Here is a 22,596-nt window from a genome sequence, read left to right as displayed (position 1 = left end):
GGGGTGAGGGTTCGATCCGACTGGTCTGCCGCCGGCCGCATGCGTCCGGCTTCCAGCCGAATCCGCTGTACATGCTGTCCGCCTGGTCGCGACCCTGCCGCGCCACGGTTCCGTCCGCATACCCCCACACCGGTGTCCGCATCCTTATCGACGCACTCGTGGGGAGTCACCATGCACATCGAACCGGGCATCCTTTCCGGCGCCAAGATCGCCGCCGCCAACCTCGCCGCCGCTTCACTCATCGCCGCCCAGGCGCCGCAGCTGCTCAGGAAACCGCAGCACATCCTGCGCACGCTGCTCGCGGCGCTGTTCTTCTCCGTCTTCATGCAGAGCTTCCACCTGCCCGCGGGCGCGTCGGAGCTGCACTTCATCGGCGCGATGCCGATCTACCTCGCCCTCGGCTTCGTCCCCACCCTGCTCGGCTTCGGCCTCGGCCTGCTGCTGCAGGGCGTGATCTTCGAGCCCGCCGACCTGCTCCACCTGGGGGTGAACTTCCTGTCGCTCGCCGTGCCGCTGCTCGCGCTGCACGCCACGCTGGGCCGCAAGCTCGCCGCCGGCGCCGCCACCGAGATCGGCTCGGTGCTGAAGCTCGATGCCAGCTACTACGCCGGCGTCGCGCTGATGGTCGGCTTCTGGCTGGCGATGGGGGAAACCGCCACACCCTTCGCGGCGTGGATGAGCTTCGCCGCCGCCTACCTGCCGGTGGTGCTGATCGAGCCGGTGCTGACGGTGGCGGTGGTCAGGCTGCTGCAGTCGCAGGCCCACCGTCCGCTGGTCCAGCTCTGCTTCGCCGTCCCGGCGCGCGGCTGATGAGCGGCCGGCCCGGCACGGTCTGGTTCGTCGGCGCCGGCCCCGGCGACCCGGACCTGATCACGGTGAAGGGTCGCCGCCTGCTCGAGCAGGCGGGCGCAATTCTGTTCGCCGGCTCGCTCGTCGATCGCACGGCCACGCAGTACGCGCCGCCGGGCTGCGAGGTCCGCGACTCGAAAGACATGACGCTCGAAGAGATGAGCGCCTGGCTGGCCGAGGCCTGCGCCCGCCACGAGACCGTGGTGCGCCTGCAGACTGGCGACCCCGGCCTGTACGGCGCGCTGGTCGAGATGACCCGCCCGCTCGACGCTGCCGGCATCCCCTGGCGGGTGGTGCCGGGCGTGTCCTCGGCGATGGCCGCGGCCGCGGCGGCCGGCGAGACCCTGACCCTGCCCGAGCTCACCCAGACCGTCATCCTCACCCGCGTCGCCGGCCGCACCCCGATGCCTGCGGGCGAGGAGCTGGAGGCGCTCGCCGCCCACCGCACGACGCTGTGCATCTTCTTGTCGATCACCCTGCTGCACGAGGTGCAGCGCGCGCTGCGCGCCGCCGGCTGGCCGGAGGAGGCGCCCATCGTGGTGGTGCACAAGGCGAGCTGGCCGGGCGCGGAGAAGATCGTGCGCGGCACGCTGGCCGACATCAAGCGCCGCTGCCAGGACGAGAAGATCGCCAGCCAGGCCATGATCCTCGCCAGCCCCGCGCTCGGTGCGCGCCTGTGGCCCGACATCGCGCGCTCGAAGCTCTACGACCCCGGCTTCGGCCACCGCTTCCGCAAGGCGGCCGCAGCCGCAGAGACCAGCGCGCCCACCGGAAATCCCGCATGAACGACACCGCCCTGCTCCTCGTCGGCCACGGCTCGCGCAAGCGCGAGGGCAACCAGGAGATCCTGCACTTCGCCGCGCAATGGCGCGAACGCCATCCCGGCTGGCGCATCGAGACCTGCTTCATCGAGCACGCCGAGGTGCTGCTCGACGAAGGCCTCGACCGCGCCGCGCATGACACCCGCCGCGTGCTCGCGATCCCCTTCATCCTCAACGCCGCCGGCCACGTCAAGATGGAGCTGCCGGCCGCGCTCGAGCGCGCCCGCGCGCGCCACCCCGGCGTCGACTTCGCCTGCACCCGCCACCTCGGCATGGGGCGCGAGCTCTTCGCCGTGCTGCGCGGCCAGCTCGATCGCCTGATGCGCCGGCTCGACCAGCCCGACCCGCGCACCACCGGCGTGGTGCTGCTCGGCCGCGGCTCCTCGGACGCCGGCGCCAACGGCGAGCTCGCCAAGATGGCGCGCTGGCTGTTCGAGGACGGCGACCACGAGCTGGTCGATCTCGCCTTCACCGGCGTGACCTGGCCGCGGCTCGAAACCGTGGTCCAGCGCCAGGCCCGGCTCGGCATGACGCAGATCTGCATCGTGCCGGTGTATCTCTTCACCGGCGTGCTGATGGAGCGCATCCGCGCCCAGGTCGAGCGCCTGCAGCGCCAGTACCCGCAGCTCGCCTTCGCCCTCGGCACCCACTTCGGCTTCGACGAGGGCATCTTCACCCTGGTCGACGCGCGCGTGGCCGAGGGTTGCGCGGACGCCGACGGCGGGGGCGCCGGCCACGGCCTGCTCGAGTGCGACGGCTGCCGCTACCGCCTCGCCGCCGAGGACGAGCACCTGCACGACCACCGCCACACCGCCTGCGATCACGGCGACCCGCACGCCGACCCTGGCTGCACGGCCGGGCACGCCCCTCACGCGCACGCCCACCCTCATCCCCATTCCGCCCACGCCTGAGCACGGAGGCATTCGCCCATGCACGCCAGCAACCTGCACGCCAACACCGTCACCGAGCAGCTCACCGCCGCCGGCCGTGCAATCGAGCACGATTCCTTTTCCATCATCGACGCCGAGGCCGGGGCGCACGCCTACACCGCGGGGCAATGGCCGGTCGTGCGCCGCATGATCCACGCCAACGCCGACTTCGAGTTCAACGGCCTCACCGAATTCCACCCGCATGCGGTCGAGGCCGGGCTGGCGGCGATCCTTGCCGGCGGCACGCCGATCGTCGCCGACGTCGAGATGATCTGCGTCGGGCTGTCGAAGAGCCGGCTCGCGCATTTCGGCCTCACCCCCCACGAGTTCATCTCCGACCCCGACGTGATCGAGGCCGCGCGCACCGCCGACACCACGCGCGCGGTGCAGGCGATGAAGAAGGCGCAGCGCCTCGGCCTGCTCGACGGCGCCATCGTCGGCATCGGCAACGCACCCACCGCGCTGATCGAACTCGTGCGCCTGATCCGCGACGACGGCGTGCGCCCGGCGCTGGTCATCGGCATGCCGGTCGGCTTCGTCTCGGCGGCCGAGTCCAAGGCGCTGCTCGCCGCGGTGGACGCGGTGCCGTGGATCACGATCCGCGGCCGCAAGGGCGGCTCCACCCTGGTCGTCGCCGCCCTCCACGCGTTGCTCGGCCTCGCCGAAAGCCGCCAGCTGCAAACCTCGCGGGCCTAAGCCCGGATGCCACCACGCACGGATATCCGACCGCCCGCAACCTCCTCCTGCCCTACCCGATGGACACCACCGCAGCGCCCCCCGACAAGATCCGCAAAGGCGACCGTCGTCGCCAGCGCGGCAACCGTACCGGCTTCACCACCGGCGCCACCGCCGCCGCCGCGGCCGCCGCGGCCACGCTCGGGCTGGTGCGCGGGACAGTGCCCGAGCGGGTGGCGTGCGCGCTGCCCAACGGCATGCGGGTCGAGTTCGCCATCCTCGACGGTCGGGTGGAACGGATCGACGCCACCGACTGCGCCCATGCAGTGGCGATCAAGGATGGCGGCGACGACCCCGACGCCACCCACGGTGCGCACATCACCGTGGAGGTCCGCCGCATCCCCGGCGGGGGCGGCGAAGTCGTGCTCGAGGGCGGCCCTGGCGTCGGCGTCGTGACCCGGCCGGGGCTGGGCCTCGAGGTGGGAGGGCCGGCGATCAACCCGGTGCCGCGGCGCAACATCGTCGCCAACGTCGCCGCCGCCGGCGCGGCCATCCTGCAGGCCGGTGACAGCCTGGCGGTGAGGATCTCGGTGCCCGGTGGCGAGGAGATGGCGAAGAGGACCCTCAACGCCCGTCTCGGCATCCTCGGCGGCATCAGCATCCTCGGCACCACCGGCATCGTGCGCCCGTTCTCCACCGCAGCCTGGCGTGCCAGCGTGGTGCAGGCGATCGAAGTCGCCGCGGCGCAGGGGCAGACCACGCTGGTGCTGACCACCGGCGGACGCACCGAGAAAGGCGCGATGCGCGTCTTCCCCCAGCTCGACCCGGCCTGCTTCGTCGAGTTCGGCGACTTCGTCAAGGCCGCGTTCACCACCGCAGTCAAGCTGGGCATGCGCCATATCGTGCTCGGCGCGATGGTCGGCAAGCTGACCAAGATCGCCCAGGGCCTGTCGGTGACCCACGCCTGGCGCGGCGAGATCGATCGCGCGCTGATCGCCGGCGCCGCTGCCGAGGTCGGTGCTCCGCCAGCCCTGGTGGCCGAGATCCGCGCCGCCGAGACCGCCCGCTTCGCCGCCGAACGCCTGGCCGAGCTGGGCCTCGCGCTCGCCTTCCACCGCGCCCTGGCCGAGCGTGCGCTGCGCAGCCTGCGCCAGCGCTACCCCGGCCCGCACCGCCTCACCGTGCTCGCCTGCAACTTCGAGGGCGCGCCGATCGTGACCGTCGACGAGGACACGCCGTGAGCCGACACGCCACCTCCGCCCCCGTGCCCAGCCGCCCCCTGTTCCCGCTTTTGCACCGGCATGCCTGCCGCAGCTGATCGATGACGACACCGAGCGCACTCCCTTCCTGCACCATCGTCGGCATCCTCGACGACGGCTGGCCGGGTCTGCCCGACCTCGCCCGCGCCCGCCTCGCCGGTGCCGCCTGCGTCATCGGCGCCGGCCGCACGCTCGAGCTGGTGGCCGACTTCCTGCCCCCGGCCGCCCGCCGCCACGCCCTCGACGGCGCCTTCGCGCGCCTGCCGGGCTGGATCGCCGAGGCGCAGGCCGCCGGCGGCCGCGCCGTCGTGCTCGCCACCGGCGACCCGCTTTGTCATGGCATCGCCACCACCCTGATCGACAAGCTCGGCGCGCACGCGGTGGAGGTCCTGCCCGCGCCGTCGACGCTGCAACTGGCCTTCGCCCGCCTGCGCCTGCCATGGCAGGACGCCCGCCTCGCCTCCTGCCACGGCGCCGACGCCGGCGAATGGCAGCCCGACCCGCTGCAGCCGGCACCCGGCCCCGCCCATGGTCTGTACCGGATCGTGCGTGCGGTGGCCGAGCAGCCGCTGGTGGCCGCCTTCACCAGCCCGGCCAACGGCCCCGACCGCCTCGCCCGCGCCCTGCTCGCGGCCGGCTACGGCGAAGCCGGCAGCGGCGAGGAGGTTCGCCTGTCGGTCGTCGCCCGCCTGTGCCTCGCCGACGAAGCGGTGTTCCCCCGGCTGGCGCTTGCCGAAGCTGCGCAGCGCCGCTTCCCCGAGCCCAACGTCGTCATCGTCGAGCGCCTGCCGGCCTCCACCCACGACGCCCCGGCCGACGTCGCCGCCGCGCCGGCCGCCCACCCGCTGCCGGCCAGCGCGCCGCTGTTCGGCTTCGACGACCTCGACTACGTCCAGCGCACACCGGAAAAGGGCCTGATCACCAAGCTCGAGGCGCGCGCGCTGTCACTGGCGAGGCTCGCGCTGCGCACCGACAGCGTGGTCTGGGACATCGGCGCCGGCGCCGGCTCGGTCGGGCTGGAGGCGAGCCGCCTCGCCCGCCACGGTCACGTCTGGGCGATCGAGAAGAACGCCGCCGACGCCGCCAACGCCCGCGCCAACGCCCGCCGGCTGCGCGCCACCAACTACAGCCTGGTCGAAGGCAAGGCTCCCGCCGGGCTGGAACACTGGCCGGCCCCCGACGCCGTCTTCATCGGCGGCTCGGGCGGCGAGCTCGCCGAGCTGATCGCCCTCGTGCTCGGCCGCCTGAGGCCGGGCGGCCGCCTGGTGATGAACTTCGTCACCCTGGAAAACCTCGCCACCGCCACCACCGCACTGGCCGCGGCCGGTGCCGGCTGGGAAGTCACCATGCTGTCGGCCGCGCGCAGCCAGCCCATCCTCGACCTGCACCGGCTCGCCGCGCAGAACCCGGTGTGGATCGTCACCGCCCGCAAGGAAGCTCCATGAACCCGCCCCCCGCCGCCCCCACCCCCGCCCGCTTCGGCCGCCTGATCGGCGTCTCCCTCGGCCCCGGCGACCCCGAGCTGATCACCCGCCGCGGCTGGGCCGCGCTGCACTCGGGCGCGCGCTGGGCCTACCCGGTGAAGAAGGCGGAGGAATCCTCCTACGCCCTCGACATCGCCCGCCGCGGCGGCCTGGCGATTCCCGCCGACGCCGTCGAGCTGGTGTTCCCGATGACGCGCGACGCCGTCGCCCTGGCCAGGGCCTGGGCGCGCGCCGCGGCGCAGACCGTGCAGCTGCTCGCCGAGGGGCGCGACCTCGCCTTCCTCGTCGAGGGCGACGCCTCCACCTACTCCACCTTCCGCCACCTCGCGCGTGCGGTGCGCGAGCTCGTGCCCGAGATCACCGTCGACACCATTGCCGGGGTCAGCTCCTTCGCCGCCGCGGCCGCGGTCGCCGACCTCGCGCTCGCCGAGGAGGACGAGACGATGGCGGTGATTCCCGCCGCCTACGGCGTGGAAGTGATCGACCGCCTGCTCGACGAGTTCGACACCCTGGTGCTGATGAAGGTGAAGCCGCTGGTGGACGAGATCCTCGAGCTGCTCGAGCGCCGCGGCCTCACCGCCACCAGCTGCTTCGTCGAGAAGGTCGGTGCCCCCGAGGAGCGCGTGGTGCACGACCTCACCCGCCTGCGCGGCGAGAAGGTCAATTATCTCTCGCTGCTGCTGGTGCAGAACCCGAAACGCGCCCGCGGCGAACTGCGCCGCGGCTGCCGCGAGCGCGCTGCGCCAGCCGCCGGATCGCCCGCCGCCGCAATCGACGCCTGAACATCCCCCGCCGACAAGAACAGCATCCGATGCCCCGGCAACACCTCCCCTTCCCCAACGGCCGCCTCGCCGTCGTCGCCATCACCCGCCACGGCATCGCCCTCGCCGGGCGCATGCTCACCGCCCTGCCCGGCGCCACGCTGTTCGCGCCGGAGAAGTTCCGCGCCACGGCCGAGGCCGCCGCCCCCGGCGCCTGCGCCTGCTTCGCCGGCAAGACCGGCGACCAGATCCCGACGCTGTTCGCTGCCTTCGACGGCATCGTCGCGATCGTCTCGCTCGGCGCCGTCGTGCGCCTGATCGCGCCCCACCTGAAGAACAAGGAGACCGACCCCGGCGTCGTCGTCGTCGACGAGGCCGGGCGCTGGGCGATCCCGGTGCTGTCAGGCCACCTCGGCGGCGCCAACGCCATCGCCGCCGCGCTGCAGCAGGCGGTGGGTGCCACCCCGGTGCTGACCACCGCCTCCGACGCGCGCGCGACGCTCGCCATCGACCTGCTCGGGCGCGAGTTCGGCTGGACCTTCGAGGCCAGCCACGACGAGATCGTGCGCGCCAGCACCGCAGTGGTAAACGACGAGCCGGTCGCCCTCGTGCAGGAAGCCGGCAGCCCCGACTGGTGGGCCGGCCACGCCAACGGCCGCAGCGGCCCGCTGCCGGCCAACCTGCAGCGCTTCGCGCGCCTTGAGGACATCGACCCGGCGCGCTTCGGTGCGGTGCTGTGGATCAGCCACCGCGCGCTGCCCCCGGGCTGGGCGGCGCGCCTCGCCGGCAAGCGCGTGATCTACCGCCCGCCCCAGGAGGCAGCGTGAGCCGGGTCGCGCTCGGCCTCGGCTGCGACCGCGGCACGCCCGAGGCGACGATCGCGCACGCGGTGGACGAAGCGCTCGCGCAGGCCGGCGTGCGCCTCGAAGACGTCGCCGCCGTCGCCAGCATCGCGCTGAAGGCCGACGAGCCCGGCCTGCTCGCGCTCGCCCGCCGTCACCGCTGGCGGATCGCCTTCCACCCGCCTGAAGTGCTCGCGGACGTCGCCGTGCCCAACCCATCGGAAACCGTGCGCCGCTACACCGGCACACCCTCGGTGTCCGAGGCCGCCGCGCTGCTCGCCGCCGGCACCGACCTCGCCACCGACCCCGGTGCGCTGCTGGTCGAGAAGCACAAGCTGCGCGGCGCCGACGGGCGCAACGCCACGGTGTCGATCGCCCGCCTGCCCCCGCCCATCCCCCCCGCCTGCCCCCAGGACAGGCCTTCCCTTCGGAGCCCCCTTCATGCTGAGCGCCGCGATTCCCGTTTCCAGCCCGCCCGCCCCCACCGCCGGCAAGATCATGCTGGTGGGCCTTGGCCCCGGCAGCCAGGCCCACCTCACCGCACGCGCGCGCGCCGCGATCGCCGAAGCCGACACCGTGATCGGCTACGTCACCTACATCCGCCTCGTCGCCGAGTTGCTCGAAGGCAAGGAGATCATCCGCAAGTCGATGACCGAGGAGCTCGACCGCGCCCTCGAAGCGCTCGAGCGCGCCCGCCAGGGGCGCAAGGTGGCGCTGATTTCCTCGGGCGACGCCGGCGTGTACGGCATGGCCGGGCCGACTTTCGAGGTTCTGTTCCAGGCCGGGTGGACGCCGGATGCGGAGATCGAGGTCGAGATCGTGCCCGGCGCCTCGGCGCTCAACACCTGCGCCGCACTGGTCGGCGCGCCGCTGACCCACGACTTCTGCGCAATCTCGCTGTCCGACCTGCTCACCCCGTGGCCGACGATCGCGCGCCGGCTCGACGCCGTCGCCTACGCCGACTTCGTCGTCGCCCTGTACAACCCCAAAAGCGGCCGCCGCGCCCAGCAGATCGTCGAGGCCCAGCGCATCTTCCTGCGCCACCGCCGCGCCGACACCCCGGTGGCGATCGTCAAGTCGGCCTACCGGCCCAAGCAACACATCGCGTTCACCACCCTGGAACACCTGGCCGAGGCCGACATCGGCATGCTGAGCACGGTGCTGATCGGTAACTCCAACACCTTCGTGCGCGACGGTCTGATGGTGACGCCGCGCGGCTACGCCAACAAGTACGAGGTCGCCGCCGGCGAGCGCGCCACGCTGGGGGGCGAGCAGGCCGGGCGCTCGCTGTCGACCGGCCTTGCCGGCTGGCTGGAGACGATCCGTGCGAGCGGCCGCAGCGCCGCCGAGCTCGCCGCCGAATACCGGCTGCCGGAAGACTACGTCGCCGCCGCGCTGACGCCCCCCCCGGGCGCCGCACCCAGCTGAGCCGCGCACCCGCCGGCGGCGCCGAACAGGGCCGCGACCGCCGCCGGGTTCGACGGAAACCAGAAATGCACGTAGGACGCGGTGAGCGCGCCGCAGCGGTAGATCGCCTCGCCCTCGTCGCCGTCGGGGCGGCGCGCGCGCAGCGCCGGCACGAGCGCGGTTTCGGTCTTCGAATAATGGAAAGTGTGGCCGCTGAGCCGGCCCTCGGGCAGCGCTGCTTCCTGCATCCCGAGCGCCACCAGGCGTTTCTGCATCACGGCGCACCCGGGCAGCAGGCCGGCGAAGGCGTGGGCCGCGCCGTCGCGGTCCACCACCGTTTCGAGCAGGCTCATCAGCCCCCCGCATTCGGCCAGCAGCGGCTTGCCGGCGGCAACGTGGGCGCGCAGCGCCGACCACAGGCCGGTGTTGGCGGCGAGCGCGGCGGCATGGAGTTCCGGGTAGCCGCCGGGCAGCCACACCGCGTCACTGGCGGGCGGCAGGAGCTCGCCGGCGAGGGGGGAGAAGAACACCAGCTCGGCGCCGAGCGCGCGCAGGGTGTCGAGGTTGGCCGGGTAGATGAAGCCGTAGGCCGCATCGCGCGCCACCGCCACCCGCCGCCCGGCGAGCAGGGGCGGAATCACCGGCGCCGGCACCGCGGGAAATTCAACCGCCGGCGGCAACGCCGCCGCACCGGTGTGCTGCAGATGGTCGGCGAGGCGCTCGAGGCGGGCGTCGAGGTCTTCGATCTCGGCCGCCTGCAACAGGCCGAGATGGCGTTCGGGCAGCGCCGCGGCCGCATCGCGCATCACCGCGCCGAACCAGCGCATGCCGGCGGGCAGCGATACGCGCAGCAGCTCGGCGTGGCGCGCGCTGCCGACGTGGTTGGCGAGCACGCCGGCAAACGGCAGCCCGGGCCGGTAGTGGGCGAGGCCATGGGCGACGGCGCCGAAGGTCTGCGCCATCGCCCGCGCGTCGATCACCGCCATCACCGGAATGCCGAAGCGGCGGGCGATATCGGCCCCCGAAGGGGCGCCGTCGTACAGCCCCATCACCCCTTCGACCAGGATCAGATCGGCCTCGCCCGCCGCCCGGTGCAGGCGCCAGGCGATGTCGGCCTCGCCGCACATGCCGAGATCGACGTTATCCACCGGCGCGCCGCTGGCCACCGCGTGGATCTGCGGGTCGAGGAAGTCGGGCCCGCACTTGAACACCCGCACGCGGCGCCCGAGCCGGGTGTGGAGGCGGGCGAGCGCGGCGGTGATCGTGGTCTTGCCCTGGCCCGAAGCCGGTGCGGCGACGAACAGCGCCGGGCAGCGCACCGCCGCGGGCGCCTCCGGGGAAATCGCCGCAGCATGGCGTACCACAATGGTGCTCACTTCCGGCCCTCCTCATGCACCACCGCACAGCCGGCGTGCGGCAGCGGCGAAGCCTGGGGCTGGGCGGCGGGCTCGAACCACGACAGCTTCGGGTAGAGGCCGACCACGCTGCCGATCACGGTCAGCGAGGGCGGGCGCACCCCTTCCTGATGGACGCGCGCGGCGAGGGTCGCCAGGTCCGCCACCACCACCCGCTGCGCATGGGTGGTGCCGCGCTCGATGACCCCCGCCGGCGTGTCCGGCGCCAGGCCGTGGGCGATGAACTGGCGGCAGATCTCGGCCAGGCGCGAAATGCCCATGTAGATCACCACCGTCTGCTGCGGGCGGGCGAGCATCACCCAGTCCAGATCGAGCGCGCCGTTCTTGAGGAAACCGGTGGTGAACACCACCGATTGCGCATGGTCGCGGTGGGTGAGCGGAATGCCGGCATAGGCCGCCACCCCGGCCGCGGCGGTGACGCCGGGGACGACCTCGACGGTGATCCCGGCCTCGACCAGCACCTCCATCTCCTCGCCGCCGCGGCCGAAGATGAAGGGGTCGCCGCCCTTGAGCCGCACCACGCGCTTGCCGGCCTGCGCCAGGCGCAACAGCAGGCGGTTGATCTCGTCCTGCGGCAGGGTGTGGTCGGCGGCCTTCTTGCCGACGTAGATGCGCTCGGCCGCCGCCGGGGCGAGGTCGACGATCGCCGGGCTGACGAGGTTGTCATGGACGACCACATCCGCCCCCGCCACCAGGCGGGCGCCGCGCAGGGTGAACAGTTCCGGGTCGCCGGGGCCGGCGCCCACCAGGTAGACGTGTCCCGGCAGCGGGCCGGGGCGATAGACCGCGAGATCGGGCAGTGCCATCTTTACCACTCCATGCCGGGCATCGCCTTCACCCCGGCGGCGAAGGCATGCTTGACCGGCGTCATGTCGGTGACGGTATCGGCGGCTTCAAGCAGTGCGGACGGCGCGCCGCGGCCGGTGACCACCACGTGTTGGCGCAGCGGACGCGCGCGCAGGTCGGCGAGCACCGCGTCCACCTCGAGGTAACGGTGCTTGAGCGCGATGTTGAGCTCGTCGAGCACCACCAGGCCGATGCCCGGATCCTGAAGCATCTCGCGTGCCAGCGCCCACGCCGCCTGTGCGCGGGCGACGTCGCGCGCGCGGTCCTGGGTATCCCAGGTGAAGCCTTCGCCCATCACGAGCCAGCGCACGCCGGGCTGGGCGCGGAAGAAGGCCTCCTCGCCGGTGTCGGCGCGGCCCTTGATGAACTGCACCACGCCCACCTGCAGGCCATGGCCGAGGGCGCGCGCTACCAGGCCGAAGCCGGCGCTCGACTTGCCCTTGCCGTTGCCGGTGTTGACCAGCAGCACGCCGCGCTCGGCCTGGGCGTGCGCGATCCGCTCGTCGATCACCGCCTTCTTGTGCGCCATGCGCGCGTTGTGGCGGGCGTCGCGTTCCTCGCTTTCGGTCATGCTGTCCTTCCTCGATTAGCTGCATCGCGCACGCCAGCGCGCACGATGCTCATTGTCCCCGATCTGCCGGCGTGCGTTCAGTCCGGCACGAAAATCACCCTGCCGTCGAGCTCGCAGCGCCGCAGCGGGTGGCCGAAGGCCTCGCTCAACAGCTCGGCGCGCAACACCTGATCGCGCTCGCCCGCGGTCACCCCGCCACGGCCGTCGAGCAGGATCACCTGGTCGGCAAAGCGCGCGGCGAGGTTGAGGTCGTGCATCACCATGACCACGCCGCGGCCGGCCGGATCGGTGCGGGCGATGCGGCGGAACAGCTCCAGGGTGGCGATCTGGTGGTGCAGGTCGAGGTGGTTCAGCGGCTCGTCGAGCAGGAACAGGCGCGGCGCCTGCGCGAGCAGGGCGGCGATCGCCACGCGCTGGCGCTCGCCGCCGGACAGGGTCAGCACGTCGCGCCCCTCGAACCCGGCGAGGCCGGCGTCAGCCAGCGCCCGGCGGGCGATGGCGACATCGTCGGCGCCCTCCCAGCCCCAGCGGCCGAGGTGGGGATGGCGGCCGATCAGCACCGTCTCGAGCACGCTCGCGGCAAAATGGTCCGGCTGCTGCTGCACCAGCAGGCCGCGGAAACGCGCCGCCTCCAGCGTCGGCCACGCCGCGTAGGGCCGCCCGCCCAGCCGCACCGCGCCCGCCGTGGGGGGGCGCAGTCCGGCCAGGGTGTGCAGCAAGGTGGTCTTGCCGGCGCCATTGGGGCCGAGCAGCACCAGGCACTCCCCCGCCGCCAGGCGCAGGCTGAACTCGCAGCACAGCCAGCGCTCGCCCACCTGCAGCGCGAGGCGCTCGGCCTCGAGCAGGGGAGCGTCGGCGGCGGGGCGGTGGAGCGCGTTCATCGCGGGCTGCGCGAGAGCAGGAACAGAAAGACCGGGACGCCGATCAGCGCGGTCAGCACCCCCACCGGCAGCTGCTGGGGCGCGATCACCGTGCGCGCCGCGGTGTCGGCCAGGGTCAGCAAGGTGCCGCCGGCGAGCGCCGCGGCCGGAATCAGCACGCGCTGGTCGTTGCCCAGCGCCAGCCGCACCAGGTGAGGCACGATCAGGCCGACGAAGCCGACCGAGCCCACCAGCGTCACCGCGGTCGCGGTCAGCAGCGAAGCGAGCACGTACAGGCCGACGCGCAGGCGGGGCACCGCCACCCCGAGCGCGCGCGCGCCGAGCTCGCCGCGCGCGAGCACGTTGAGGTCGCGCGCACAGGGCGCCACCAGCGCCAGCGCCCCCACCAACACCACCAGCGCCGGCCACGGCCGCACCGCCGCGCTGGCGTCCCCCATCAACCAGAACAGCATCGACTTCACCCGCGTATCGGACGCCAGCGCGAGCATCAGCGACACCGCCGCGCCGCAGCCAGCGGCGACGATGACCCCGGTCAGCAGCAGCCGGGTCTGCGTCCAGCTGCCGTCGCCGTGCGCCAGCCCGAACACCAGCAGCATCGCGGTGAGTGCGCCCGCGAAGGCCGAGGCATCGATCCAGAAGCTCGCCGCGCCGAGCGTGATCGCGCCCAGCGCCCCCACCGCCGCACCGCCGGAAATGCCCAGGATGTAGGGGTCGGCGAGCGGATTGCGCAGCAGCACCTGCATCAGCGCGCCGGCGGTGGCGAGCAGGCCGCCGCAGACGAAGGCGGCGACCGCGCGCGGCAGGCGCAGTTCGCGGATGATCGCGGCGGACATGCCCTGCTCACTGCCGAACAGGGCGCCGAACACGGTGCCCGCCGGAATGTCGAGCTCACCCGCCGACAAGGCCCACAGCAGGGCCAGCACCGCCGACAGCGCAAGCCCGGCGATGACGACCCGCGCCCGCCGTCCGGCAAGCGCGGGGCCGTGGACTGAAGGCGGGCGGAACACGGCCACCGGGGCTCAGCGCGGGGTGTAGCGCAGGCCGACGAAGGCGGTACGCCCTTCGGTCGCGAACACCGTGTTCTGGTAGCCGCGCTCGAGCACGTAGTCCTTGTCGCCCGCATTCTTGAGCTGCGCTTCCAGCGTCCACTCCTTGTCGAAGCGGTAACGGGCGAACAGATCGACCAGGCCATAGCCGCCCATCCGTTGATCGTTGGCGGAATCCTCGTAGCGCGCACCGACCGCGGTCCACTGGCCGCCGACGGTCCACGCACCGACGCTGTAATCGACTCCGGCGAGCAGGCGCTGGCGGGCGCGCCGGCGCAGCACATTGTCGGTCTGCTCGTCGCGCGGATCGAGGAGATCGGCCACCACGTTCCACTGCCAGGCCTGCGCGCGGCCGCGGTAGCTGGCGGTCAGGCCGCGGATCCTGGCCTTGCCGATGTTCTCCGGGGTGAAGCCCCAGTCGATGAGGTCGGAGATCCGGTTGTCGAAGTAGACCACGCGCACTTCCTCGCCGGCACGCTCCCAGGCGAGGCCGACCTCACGGTTGCGCGCCGACTCCGGCGCGAGGTCCGGATTGCCGCCGAAACAGCCGAAGGAAAAGCAGCTCACCGGATAGTACAGGTCGTTGAAACTGGGCGCCTTGAACGCCGTCCCCAGCGAGGCGAAGGCGCGCAGTGCCTCGGTGAGCTGGTAGCCGTAGGCGGCCGACCAGGTCTTCTCGCTGCCGAAGCGTTCGATGTCGTCGTGGCGGAGGTTGACCTGCACGCCGTGCGCGCCGAACGCGGCGGTCCAGCCCAGGAAAGCCGAATCGGTGGTCCGCGAATCGACCACCAGGGCACCGCTGGTATCGACCTCCTGGCGCTGCTGCTCGATGCCGGCGAGCCAGGTGCCCCACGCCGTGCGGATGTCGTTCTGCCAGGAGACGAGCCCGGTATCGGTGACGAAGCGGTCCTTGGCCCCGGGACGGAAGTTGTCGGAAGCGTATTCCATCGCCCCCACCCGCAGCGTGGACGTCCACCGCTCGCCCAGCCGGTTTCGCGTGTAGGCGTTCCAGCTCAGGATGTCGTTGTCGGTGTGGTTGTCGAAATCGAAGTCGCCGTCGGTGTGGTTCTCGTCGGCGGAGCGCAGCACGTGCACGCCGAGCTCATGGCCCTCGGCCGGGCGCCACTGCAGGCTGCCCGAAGCGGCGCTGTTCTTGTAGCCGTCGCGGTCGGGATTGGCGCTCGGGCCGCGCGTCGCCGAGATGCCATCGGTCTGGAGCCGGCTGGCCGACAGCGCGTATGACCATTGCTCGGTTCCACCCGCAACGCCGGCCTGCAGGTCGCGCGTGTCGTGGCTGCCGTAGCGCAGCGCCAGCCGCGGCCGGGCCGGGCCCTGGCCGCGGCGGGTGAACACCTGGACCACGCCGCCGATCGCCTCCGAGCCGTACAGCGACGAGGCCGGGCCGCGCAGGATCTCGATGCGCTCGATTTCGGCCGCATTCAGGGTCTCGAACGGCGCCTGCCCGAGGGTGGCCGAGGTGACCGGCATGCCGTCGATGAGCAGCAACGCGTGCCCGCTGTCGGTACCGCGGATCAGCACCGAAGCGGATTTGCCCGGCAGGCCGCCGTCGGTGACGAACACCCCGGCGGTGCGGGACAGCACTTGCGCCAAGGTGGTGTCGCCCAGGCGCTCGATCTGCTCACGGGTGACCACGGTGACGTCGGCGAGCAAGTCGTCGACCTTGCTTTCCTGGCGGGTCGCGGTGACCACGACGTGGTCGAGCTGGGGGTCGTCGGCCTGGGCCGGGACAAACGGGTAAGCGAGCGCGCACGCCGAAACGAGCGCGGAAAGGCGGGTTTTCATTTGAACGGGGGACTCCATTCGCCATGCCGCGCGTCCCCGCACGTCATGGCAGCTGCACATGGACGTACCGGGAGCGAGAGCGCACCGAACCGAGCAGGAAAACCCGCGCCCGTCGCCACCACCCCGCGGCACATCCGCCAAATCGCGTTCGGCCGGTCTCCGGGCTCGGGCGCTGTACCGGCCGATGGGCCGGTCGCAGCGGATCGCCTTCCCGGGAGGGTGTCCCAGTGGCTGCGTGATCCGCCTTGCGCGCACTTACCGTTGCGGGGGCAGCACAGGCATTGCGGCCATCGTTCCAGCGATGGGCCGCGCACCTGTTTCCCGTTTAACCCGGGGCGAGAACCGCCCGCGGGCACCGATAACGCGTTGCCCCTTCCGGGGCAATGGGAATGGATGATACCGTCCCGGACGCAATCCTGCAGAGCCATCGAACCTGCCCACCCGCACATGCCACCGAACGAGGCCGTACGGCCACACCTCAAGCACAACCCAAGCCCTTGATCCGATGAGCGCCGAACTGATCCTGGGCGGCGCGCGCTCGGGCAAGAGCGGCGAGGCCGAGCGCCGCGCCGCCGCCTCCGGCCTCGCCGTCACCGTCATCGCCACCGCCGAGGCGCTCGACGACGAGATGGCGGCGCGCATCCGCCGCCACCGCGCCGACCGTCCCGCCGCCTGGCGCACCGTCGAAGCGCCGCTGGCGCTCGCCGCCACGCTGCGCCGCGAGGCCGCACCCGGACGCTGCCTGGTCGTCGACTGCCTGACGCTGTGGCTCGCCAACCTCCTCGCCGGTGCCGAGGCCCTGCCCCCCGGCGCCGAAGCCGAGGCCCTGCCGCGCTTTCGCGACGAGCGCGGCGCGCTCCTTGCCGTCCTCCCCACCCTGCCCGGGCGGGTGATCCTGGTGGCGAACGAGGTCGGCCTCGGCCTGGTGCCGGAAACCCCGCTCGGGCGCCTGTTCCGCGACGAGGCCGGGCGGCTCAACCAGGCGGTGGCGGCGTGCTGCGCCCAGGTGGTGTTCGTCGCCGCCGGCCTGCCGCTGGTGCTCAAGCAGGGCTAAACTGCGCCCTGGACGCCAACCGAGGAGCACGACTTGAGCCTGCCCGCCGCAAAGCGCGCCATGAACCTGGACGAATTCCTCGCCTGGGAGGGGCAACAGCCCGAGCGCTGGGAATTCGTCGACGGCGAGGCCTTCGCCATGGCCGGCGGCACCGACGTGCACAACACGATCTGCCTGAACACGGCCTTCGCTCTGCGCAACGCATTGGCCGGCACCCGCTGCAGCGTGTTCATGACCGACGTGCGCCTACGCCTGGCCGCGGACGACAGCCTGTTCTACCCCGACGTCTTCGTCAGCTGCGCGGATGCCGACCGCGCCCGCCGCCAGGTCAAGGAAGACCCGGCGCTGATCGCCGAAGTGCTGTCGCCGTCCACCGAAGCCTACGACCGCGGCCGCAAGTTCGAGGCCTACCGCCGTTTTCCCGGCCTGCGCACGGTGCTCTTCCTGTCGCAGGACCACGCCCACGTCGAGTGCTACACGCGCCGCGACGACGGCGGCTGGCTGCTGAGCGAAGCCAGCGGCGGCCGCGCTGCCCTCAACCTTCCGGCGCTCGGCTTCGAGCTGGCGCTGGCCGAACTCTACCGCGACCTTCCCGACGACTCCGCCACCACCGACACCCCCTCATGAACTTCGACATCGCCGCGCCCGACTCCGCTCTCGCCCCTGCCCTCCAGCACAAGATCGACCAGAAGACCAAGCCCCCCGGCGCGCTCGGCCGGCTGGAAGCGCTCGCGCTGCAGATCGGCCTGATCCAGCAGACGCTGACCCCCGCACTGCGCCAGCCCCACCTCGCCGTCTTCGCCGCCGACCACGGCGCGGCGCGCGCCGGCGTGTCGGCCTTTCCCCAGGACGTGACCTGGCAGATGGTGGAGAACTTCCTCGCCGGCGGCGCCGCGATCAACGTCTTCAGCCGTCAGCTCGGCCTCAACCTCAGCGTCGTCGATGCCGGCGTCAATCACGCGTTCGCCCCCCGCCCCGCGCTGATCGACGCCAAGATCGCCGCGGGCACGGCCAACTACCTCGAACGCCCGGCGATGAGCGCCGAACAGCGCGACGCCGCGCTCGCGCGCGGGCGCCGCCTCGCCCACGCGCTGGCGGACAACGGCTGCAACTGCATCGGCTTCGGCGAGATGGGCATCGGCAACACCGCCGCCGCCTCGCTGCTGACCCACTGCCTGATCGGCGCCGAGCGCGACGCCGACCTCGACACCGTCACCGGCCGCGGCACCGGCCTGGACGACGCCGGCCTGGCGCGCAAGCGCGCCCTGCTGCGCCAGGCGCTGGCGCGCGGCGGCTACCCGACCGACGCCCTCGAAGCGCTCGCCGAATACGGCGGGCTGGAGATCGCGATGATGGCCGGCGCCATGCTCGGCGCCGCGGAAAAGCGCATGGTGCTACTGATCGACGGCTTCATCGTCACCTCGGCCCTGCTCGTCGCCCACGCCCTCGCCCCCGCCATCCTGCCCTACTGCGTGTTCGCCCACCGCTCGCAGGAGCCCGGCCACCGCGTGCAGCTCGCCTTCCTCGGCGCCGAACCGCTGATGGAGCTCGACCTGCGCCTGGGCGAAGGCACCGGCGCCGCACTCGCCTACCCCCTCGTCCAGGCGGCGGTGAACTTCCTCAACGAGATGGCGAGCTTCGAGTCGGCCGGGGTCAGCGAGAAGGGCTGAGGCGGAACCGGATTCAAGAACAGCGCGGTCAAGATCAACGTGGAGCAGATCTTCAAACCGCTCTCGTCGTCCACTGAAGTGAAGTGCATCAAGGGGGTGGGCATGAATCAGGCGGCGCTTTCTACCTTGCTCGATGGACTGATGGTCACCTGGGAAAACGAGGTGGTGGAGTTCAAGCAGGCAGGCAACGACTACGACACCGACAAGATCGGGGAGTATTTCTCGGCACTGAGCAACGAAGCCAACCTGCGCGGGGCGGACCGAGCCTGGCTGGTGTTCGGCGTGCACAACAAGTCCCGCACCGTGGCGGGTTCGGACTACCGTCCGGAGCCTGAACGCCTACAAGGCCTGAAGGGCCAGATTGCCCAGAGCACCGAACCGAGCATCACCTTTCGCGAGATCCATGTCCTGAAGCATCCGGCCGGACGGGTGATCTTGTTCGAGGTCCCGCCTGCACCGCGCGGCATTCCGATCGCCTGGAAGGGGCATTACTACGCGCGTGCGGGAGAAAGCCGCGCTCCACTAGGGCTGGACAAGCTCGATGAGATCCGCCAGCAAACGCTGCAGGCGGATTGGAGCGCGCAGATCATTGCCGACGCCAGCCTTGCCGATCTAGATGAAACGGCACTGGGCAAGGCGCGGGAGTCATTTGCCAAGAAGTACGCCAACCGTTTCGATGCCACAGAGGTGATGAACTGGCCGCTGGCCACGTTTCTGGACCGCGCCCATGCGACCCAGAATGGTGCGATCACGCGCACCACCTTGTTGCTGCTCGGCAAGCCTGAGTCCGCCTGGCGCTTATCGCCGCACCCCGCGCAGCTGACCTGGAAACTGGACGGTCCGGAGCGGGCCTATGAGCACTTCGGGCCACCGTTCCTGTTGAGTACGACCCAGCTCTACCGACGCATCCGCAACATCCAGCTCCGTCTGTTGCCGCAGGACGAGTTGTTGCCGGTGGAGGTGTCGAAGTACGACCAGAAGATCGTGCTGGAGGCACTGCACAACTGCATCGCGCACCAGGATTACACCCGAAACGGCCGGGTGGTAGTGATCGAGCAGCCGGACAAGCTGATCTTCGAAAGCGAAGGGAGCTTTTTCGAAGGCCAGCCCGAGGATTACCTGGAAGGCAACAAGGTACCCCGGCGCTACCGCAACCCGTTCCTGGCGCAGGCCATGGCCGAGCTGAACATGATCGACACCATGGGCTACGGCATTCACGACATGCACGCACGCCAGGCGCGGCGCTATTTCCCCATGCCCGACTATGACCTGAGCGAGGCCGGGGTAGTCAGGCTGACCATCTATGGCAGCGTGGTGGACCCTGCCTACAGCCGCTTGCTGATCCAGAAGACCGAGCTGCCGCTGGTCGATGTGCTGGCTCTGGATCGCGTGCAGAAGAAGCTGCCGGTGCCGGACACGGCAGCCGCCCGATTGCGCAAGGCCGGTCTGATCGAGGGGCGGAAGCCGAACCTTTTCGTCTCAGCCTCGATCGCCAAGGCCACGGCAAGCCTGGAGGATTACCTCCGAACTCGCGGGCAGGATGACGCCTTCTATCTCAAGCTGATTACCGACTATCTGGCGATGAAGGACGGGGCATCCCGGGCCGATCTCAACAAGTTGCTACTGGATAAACTCAGCGAAGCGCTTAGTGAAAAGCAGAAGGCCATCAAGATAAGCTCGTTGCTTACCAAGCTCCGGCGCAAGGGGACCATTGTGAACGTCGGCTCCGACACCGCATCTTGCTGGAAGCTGGCAGAGAAATAGAGAGCCAGCAAAGAGGCTGTCAAGCATATCTGTTTGAAATCAACAATATGATCCTCTTTGAAGCTGAAAGCATCAAAGAGGATCAAAGAGAAAGAGGCCGCTGCATGACGCTCAAGCCCGGCGACAGACCCTGATTCAACATGACACTCCCCCATAAACCATGCGCACCTGCAATGCGCAGCATACGCCGCCCATGGGTGGCCCGCCGATACACACCCTGATGCGCTACCAGCTCGAACTCTTCTTCACCGCGCTCGGCTTCTTCACCCGCCTGCCGGTGCCGGCCTGGGTGCCGTGGTCGACCGAGCGCCTGAACCACGCCGCGCGCTACTTCCCGCTCGTGGGCTGGGTGGTGGGCGCGCTCGGCGCGGTCAGCTACCTCGTCTTCGCCCTCGCGCTGCCGCCCGCGCTCGCCGTGATCCTGTCGATGGCGGTGACCATCCGCGCCACCGGCGCCTTCCACGAGGACGGCTTCGCCGACGCCTGCGACGGGCTGGGCGGGGGCTGGGACAAGGCGCAGGTGCTGACGATCATGAAGGACTCGCGCATCGGCAGCTACGGCACCGTCGGCATCGTGCTGATGCTGCTCGCCAAGGCCGCGGCCCTGCTCGAACTGGCGGCGGCCGGCGGCGGGCCCGCGGTGGCGCTCGCGCTCTTCGTCGCCCACCCGCTGTCGCGCCTCGCCTCGACCAGCCTGATCCACCTGCTGCCCTACGTACGCGAGGACGAAACCGCCAAGTCGAAGCCGCTCGCCAAGCGCCTGACTCCGGCCGAGCTCGCCATCGCCGCCGTCTTCGGCCTGCTCCCGCTGGCCTGGCTGGCGCCGGCCCAGGCCCTCGCCGTGCTGGCCGCGGTGGCCGGCGTCACCGCCTGGGCCGCGCGCATGTTCGTGCGCCGCCTCGGCGGCTACACCGGCGACCTGCTCGGCGCGCTGCAGCAGGCGGCGGAACTCGCCTGCTATGTCGGCCTGCTCGCAGGCGCGCGGATGACCGCCCTGTAGCAGCACGCACCGGCAAGGTCCTCATCCACGCTGCGCGCATCGCGATCGCGTCGTGACCAAGACGGCTGCGCGCGAGCGCGAGGGGTCGGTCATTGAGCGGCTCACCGTCTTCTGCCGACCCATTGCCGCTGTTGAGCTATTAGGAATAGCTGTCGTTCAACGTTCAAGGTAACAGGCACTGCGCCGCTTTTTGGCGCAGTGCCGGTTGACCGCAAGGTTGCGCGCCTGGTCGCCAAAGACTATGATGTGTATGATGAAAACAAAGGATACACATCGTGCGCACCAACATTGTGATTGACGACAACCTCATGAACGAAGCGCTCCGGGCGACCGGATTGAAGACCAAGCGTGAGGCGGTAGAACTCGGTCTTAAGACACTACTTCGCCTTCGGCAGCAGGAAGAAATTCGTCAGTTTCGCGGCAAGCTCGACTGGCAGGGCGACCTCGAGGAGATGAGGACTGACAAATGATTTTGGTCGATTCCAGCGTTTGGATCGACTATTTCCGAGGAACCGTAACGCCACAGGCTGAAAAGCTGGACTCCCTGCTTGGAGTAGAACCCGTTGCAACGGGCGATCTGATTTTGGCCGAGGTGCTGCAGGGCTTTTCGAGTGAGCGCGACTTCAACCAAGCCAAGAAACTGATGACCTCGTTGGTCATGATTGATCTGGGCGGACAAGAGATAGCCATTCAGGCTGCCAGGAATTTTCGTTCGCTGCGGGCGTTGGGCGTGACCGTGCGAAAGACCATCGATACCGTGATTGCGACTCGATGCATAGAAAGCGGACTGGCTCTGCTATACAGCGACAGGGATTTTGATCCGTTTGTAGAGCACCTTGGCCTCCGATCCGCGCTCACCGAAACCTGACGTTGGAAATCAGCGGTACCGGAACGCGTAGCTCGTAGCGCAGAGGGAGCTGAGGTGCCCTACGTTTTCCGCCTTCCAGCCGGTCGTCCTCATGCTGCCATTTCTTGCTGATCCTGTCGTTCAATCCAGTTCTGCAGGAACGTGGTCGGGGACAGATATCCCAAGGTGGAGTGGCGGCGGCTCCGGTTGTAGAACACGGCGATGTATTGGAACAGATCGCTCGTCGCCTCGTTGCGGGTCGCGTAGCGCACGCCATGAACCCGCTCGTTCTTGAGGCTGTTGAAGAAGCTCTCGGTCGGGGCGTTGTCCCAACAGTTGCCCTTGCGCGACATCGATCCGCGCATGTCGTATTTGGCCAGGCGGGCCTGGTAAGCATGACTGGCGTATTGGCTTCCCCGGTCAGAATGAAACAGCATCCCGGGTTCCGGCCGACGGCGGAACCACGCCATCAACAGCGCATCGAGGACCAGGTCAGTCGTCATCCTCGGCTTGATCGACCAGCCGATCACCTCACGGTTGAACAGATCGATCACGACTGCCAGATACAGCCAGCCCGGCGGTGGCGATGTAGGTGATGTCGCCCGTCCACACGCGATTCGGGGCGTCGGGCGCGAAGCGGCGATCCAGCACATTCGCGGCCACCGACAAGCG

At 70.6% G+C, this 22,596-nt stretch carries 22 protein-coding genes, 2 pseudogenes and 1 riboswitch; of the genes and pseudogenes, 17 read left to right on the top strand and 7 right to left on the bottom strand.

The annotated features are described in order from the left end of the window. Positions 1 to 171 precede the first annotated feature (171 nt). The 10 genes and pseudogenes from Tchl_RS06265 to cobJ all read left to right on the top strand — a co-directional run bounded on the left by Tchl_RS06265 (position 172) and on the right by cobJ (position 9,048). A complete protein-coding gene (locus Tchl_RS06265; protein WP_075147641.1) occupies positions 172 to 810 on the top strand; it encodes an energy-coupling factor ABC transporter permease in 639 nt (212 codons plus the stop codon). Next, positions 810 to 1,634, top strand: a complete 825-nt coding sequence (cobM, locus tag Tchl_RS06260) for a precorrin-4 C(11)-methyltransferase (RefSeq protein WP_075147640.1) — start codon at positions 810 to 812, stop codon at positions 1,632 to 1,634. The genes Tchl_RS06265 and cobM overlap by 1 nt, the downstream gene beginning before the upstream one ends. Next, positions 1,631 to 2,581 carry a sirohydrochlorin chelatase gene (locus tag Tchl_RS06255; protein WP_075147639.1) on the top strand — a complete coding sequence of 317 codons (951 nt, stop codon included), beginning with the start codon at positions 1,631 to 1,633 and terminating at the stop codon, positions 2,579 to 2,581. The genes cobM and Tchl_RS06255 overlap by 4 nt, the downstream gene beginning before the upstream one ends. An 18-nt stretch (positions 2,582 to 2,599) precedes the next feature. Further along, the gene (locus Tchl_RS06250) at positions 2,600 to 3,295 is read left to right on the top strand and encodes a precorrin-8X methylmutase (protein WP_075147638.1); all 696 of its coding nucleotides are present in this window, start codon (positions 2,600 to 2,602) and stop codon (positions 3,293 to 3,295) included. 59 nt (positions 3,296 to 3,354) lie between these two features. Further along, positions 3,355 to 4,515, top strand: a complete 1,161-nt coding sequence (locus Tchl_RS06245) for a cobalt-precorrin-5B (C(1))-methyltransferase (RefSeq protein ID WP_075147637.1) — start codon at positions 3,355 to 3,357, stop codon at positions 4,513 to 4,515. A gap of 80 nt (positions 4,516 to 4,595) precedes the next feature. After that, positions 4,596 to 5,978 carry a precorrin-6y C5,15-methyltransferase (decarboxylating) subunit CbiE gene (gene cbiE / locus Tchl_RS06240; protein WP_075147636.1) on the top strand — a complete coding sequence of 461 codons (1,383 nt, stop codon included), beginning with the start codon at positions 4,596 to 4,598 and terminating at the stop codon, positions 5,976 to 5,978. Further along, positions 5,975 to 6,799, top strand: coding sequence for a precorrin-2 C(20)-methyltransferase (gene cobI / locus Tchl_RS06235; protein ID WP_075147635.1), 825 nt, complete (start codon positions 5,975 to 5,977; stop codon positions 6,797 to 6,799). The genes cbiE and cobI overlap by 4 nt, the downstream gene beginning before the upstream one ends. Before the next feature lie 29 nt (positions 6,800 to 6,828). Further along, the gene (locus tag Tchl_RS06230) at positions 6,829 to 7,605 is read left to right on the top strand and encodes a cobalamin biosynthesis central domain-containing protein (protein WP_075147634.1); all 777 of its coding nucleotides are present in this window, start codon (positions 6,829 to 6,831) and stop codon (positions 7,603 to 7,605) included. Then, positions 7,515 to 7,937 (top strand): annotated as a pseudogene (locus tag Tchl_RS06225) (cobalamin biosynthesis protein); the annotation flags it as partial. The gene Tchl_RS06230 and the pseudogene Tchl_RS06225, both read left to right, overlap by 91 nt. A 124-nt stretch (positions 7,938 to 8,061) precedes the next feature. Next, on the top strand, positions 8,062 to 9,048 hold the full coding sequence (gene cobJ / locus Tchl_RS06220) for a precorrin-3B C(17)-methyltransferase (protein WP_075147633.1): 987 nt from the start codon (positions 8,062 to 8,064) through the stop codon (positions 9,046 to 9,048). Here the strand turns inward: cobJ and Tchl_RS06215 are convergent. From Tchl_RS06215 to Tchl_RS06190, 6 genes are all read right to left on the bottom strand, one after another. After that, positions 9,000 to 10,394, bottom strand: a complete 1,395-nt coding sequence (locus Tchl_RS06215) for a cobyrinate a,c-diamide synthase (RefSeq protein WP_232311713.1) — start codon at positions 10,392 to 10,394, stop codon at positions 9,000 to 9,002. The genes cobJ and Tchl_RS06215 overlap by 49 nt on opposite strands. A gap of 5 nt (positions 10,395 to 10,399) precedes the next feature. Further along, entirely contained in the window at positions 10,400 to 11,248 is an 849-nt protein-coding gene (gene cobA / locus Tchl_RS06210) for a uroporphyrinogen-III C-methyltransferase (protein WP_075147632.1), read from the bottom strand. 2 nt (positions 11,249 to 11,250) lie between these two features. Beyond that, entirely contained in the window at positions 11,251 to 11,859 is a 609-nt protein-coding gene (cobO, locus tag Tchl_RS06205; RefSeq protein WP_075147631.1) for a cob(I)yrinic acid a,c-diamide adenosyltransferase, read from the bottom strand. Positions 11,860 to 11,936: 77 nt separating this feature from the next. Further along, complete coding sequence (locus Tchl_RS06200) at positions 11,937 to 12,740, bottom strand: ABC transporter ATP-binding protein (RefSeq protein ID WP_075147630.1); 804 nt, start codon at positions 12,738 to 12,740, stop codon at positions 11,937 to 11,939. Beyond that, a complete protein-coding gene (locus Tchl_RS06195; protein ID WP_408646130.1) occupies positions 12,737 to 13,687 on the bottom strand; it encodes a FecCD family ABC transporter permease in 951 nt (316 codons plus the stop codon). The genes Tchl_RS06200 and Tchl_RS06195 overlap by 4 nt, the downstream gene beginning before the upstream one ends. Before the next feature lie 72 nt (positions 13,688 to 13,759). Beyond that, positions 13,760 to 15,589, bottom strand: a complete 1,830-nt coding sequence (locus tag Tchl_RS06190) for a TonB-dependent receptor domain-containing protein (RefSeq protein ID WP_075147629.1) — start codon at positions 15,587 to 15,589, stop codon at positions 13,760 to 13,762. 133 nt (positions 15,590 to 15,722) lie between these two features. Continuing rightward, a riboswitch (cobalamin riboswitch) is annotated at positions 15,723 to 15,951 on the bottom strand. A gap of 143 nt (positions 15,952 to 16,094) precedes the next feature. On the opposite strand from Tchl_RS06190, the gene cobU reads away from it, so the two are divergent. The 7 genes from cobU (at position 16,095) to vapC (ending at position 21,945) form a co-directional block, all read left to right on the top strand. After that, positions 16,095 to 16,643 carry a bifunctional adenosylcobinamide kinase/adenosylcobinamide-phosphate guanylyltransferase gene (gene cobU, locus Tchl_RS06185; protein ID WP_075147628.1) on the top strand — a complete coding sequence of 183 codons (549 nt, stop codon included), beginning with the start codon at positions 16,095 to 16,097 and terminating at the stop codon, positions 16,641 to 16,643. Positions 16,644 to 16,676: 33 nt separating this feature from the next. Next, positions 16,677 to 17,270 (top strand): Uma2 family endonuclease, encoded by a 594-nt coding sequence (locus Tchl_RS06180; RefSeq protein ID WP_075147627.1) that lies wholly within the window; start codon positions 16,677 to 16,679, stop codon positions 17,268 to 17,270. Then, on the top strand, positions 17,267 to 18,313 hold the full coding sequence (gene cobT, locus Tchl_RS06175) for a nicotinate-nucleotide--dimethylbenzimidazole phosphoribosyltransferase (RefSeq protein WP_075147626.1): 1,047 nt from the start codon (positions 17,267 to 17,269) through the stop codon (positions 18,311 to 18,313). Before Tchl_RS06180 ends, cobT begins: the two co-directional genes overlap by 4 nt. 39 nt (positions 18,314 to 18,352) lie before the next feature. Continuing rightward, on the top strand, positions 18,353 to 20,077 hold the full coding sequence (locus tag Tchl_RS06170; RefSeq protein WP_198158994.1) for an RNA-binding domain-containing protein: 1,725 nt from the start codon (positions 18,353 to 18,355) through the stop codon (positions 20,075 to 20,077). Positions 20,078 to 20,297: 220 nt separating this feature from the next. Further along, entirely contained in the window at positions 20,298 to 21,077 is a 780-nt protein-coding gene (locus Tchl_RS06165) for an adenosylcobinamide-GDP ribazoletransferase (RefSeq protein ID WP_075149604.1), read from the top strand. A gap of 275 nt (positions 21,078 to 21,352) precedes the next feature. Then, a complete protein-coding gene (locus Tchl_RS06160) occupies positions 21,353 to 21,547 on the top strand; it encodes a type II toxin-antitoxin system VapB family antitoxin (RefSeq protein ID WP_075147625.1) in 195 nt (64 codons plus the stop codon). Continuing rightward, complete coding sequence (gene vapC, locus Tchl_RS06155) at positions 21,544 to 21,945, top strand: type II toxin-antitoxin system VapC family toxin (protein WP_075147624.1); 402 nt, start codon at positions 21,544 to 21,546, stop codon at positions 21,943 to 21,945. Before Tchl_RS06160 ends, vapC begins: the two co-directional genes overlap by 4 nt. Positions 21,946 to 22,034: 89 nt before the next feature. Here the strand turns inward: vapC and Tchl_RS06150 are convergent. Further along, positions 22,035 to 22,596: pseudogene (locus Tchl_RS06150) on the bottom strand (IS3 family transposase); the annotation flags it as partial.

It is taken from the genome of Thauera chlorobenzoica (assembly GCF_001922305.1).
In the GTDB taxonomy this organism is placed as follows: domain Bacteria; phylum Pseudomonadota; class Gammaproteobacteria; order Burkholderiales; family Rhodocyclaceae; genus Thauera; species Thauera chlorobenzoica.
This window is presented reverse-complemented; position numbering and strand designations above follow the sequence as displayed.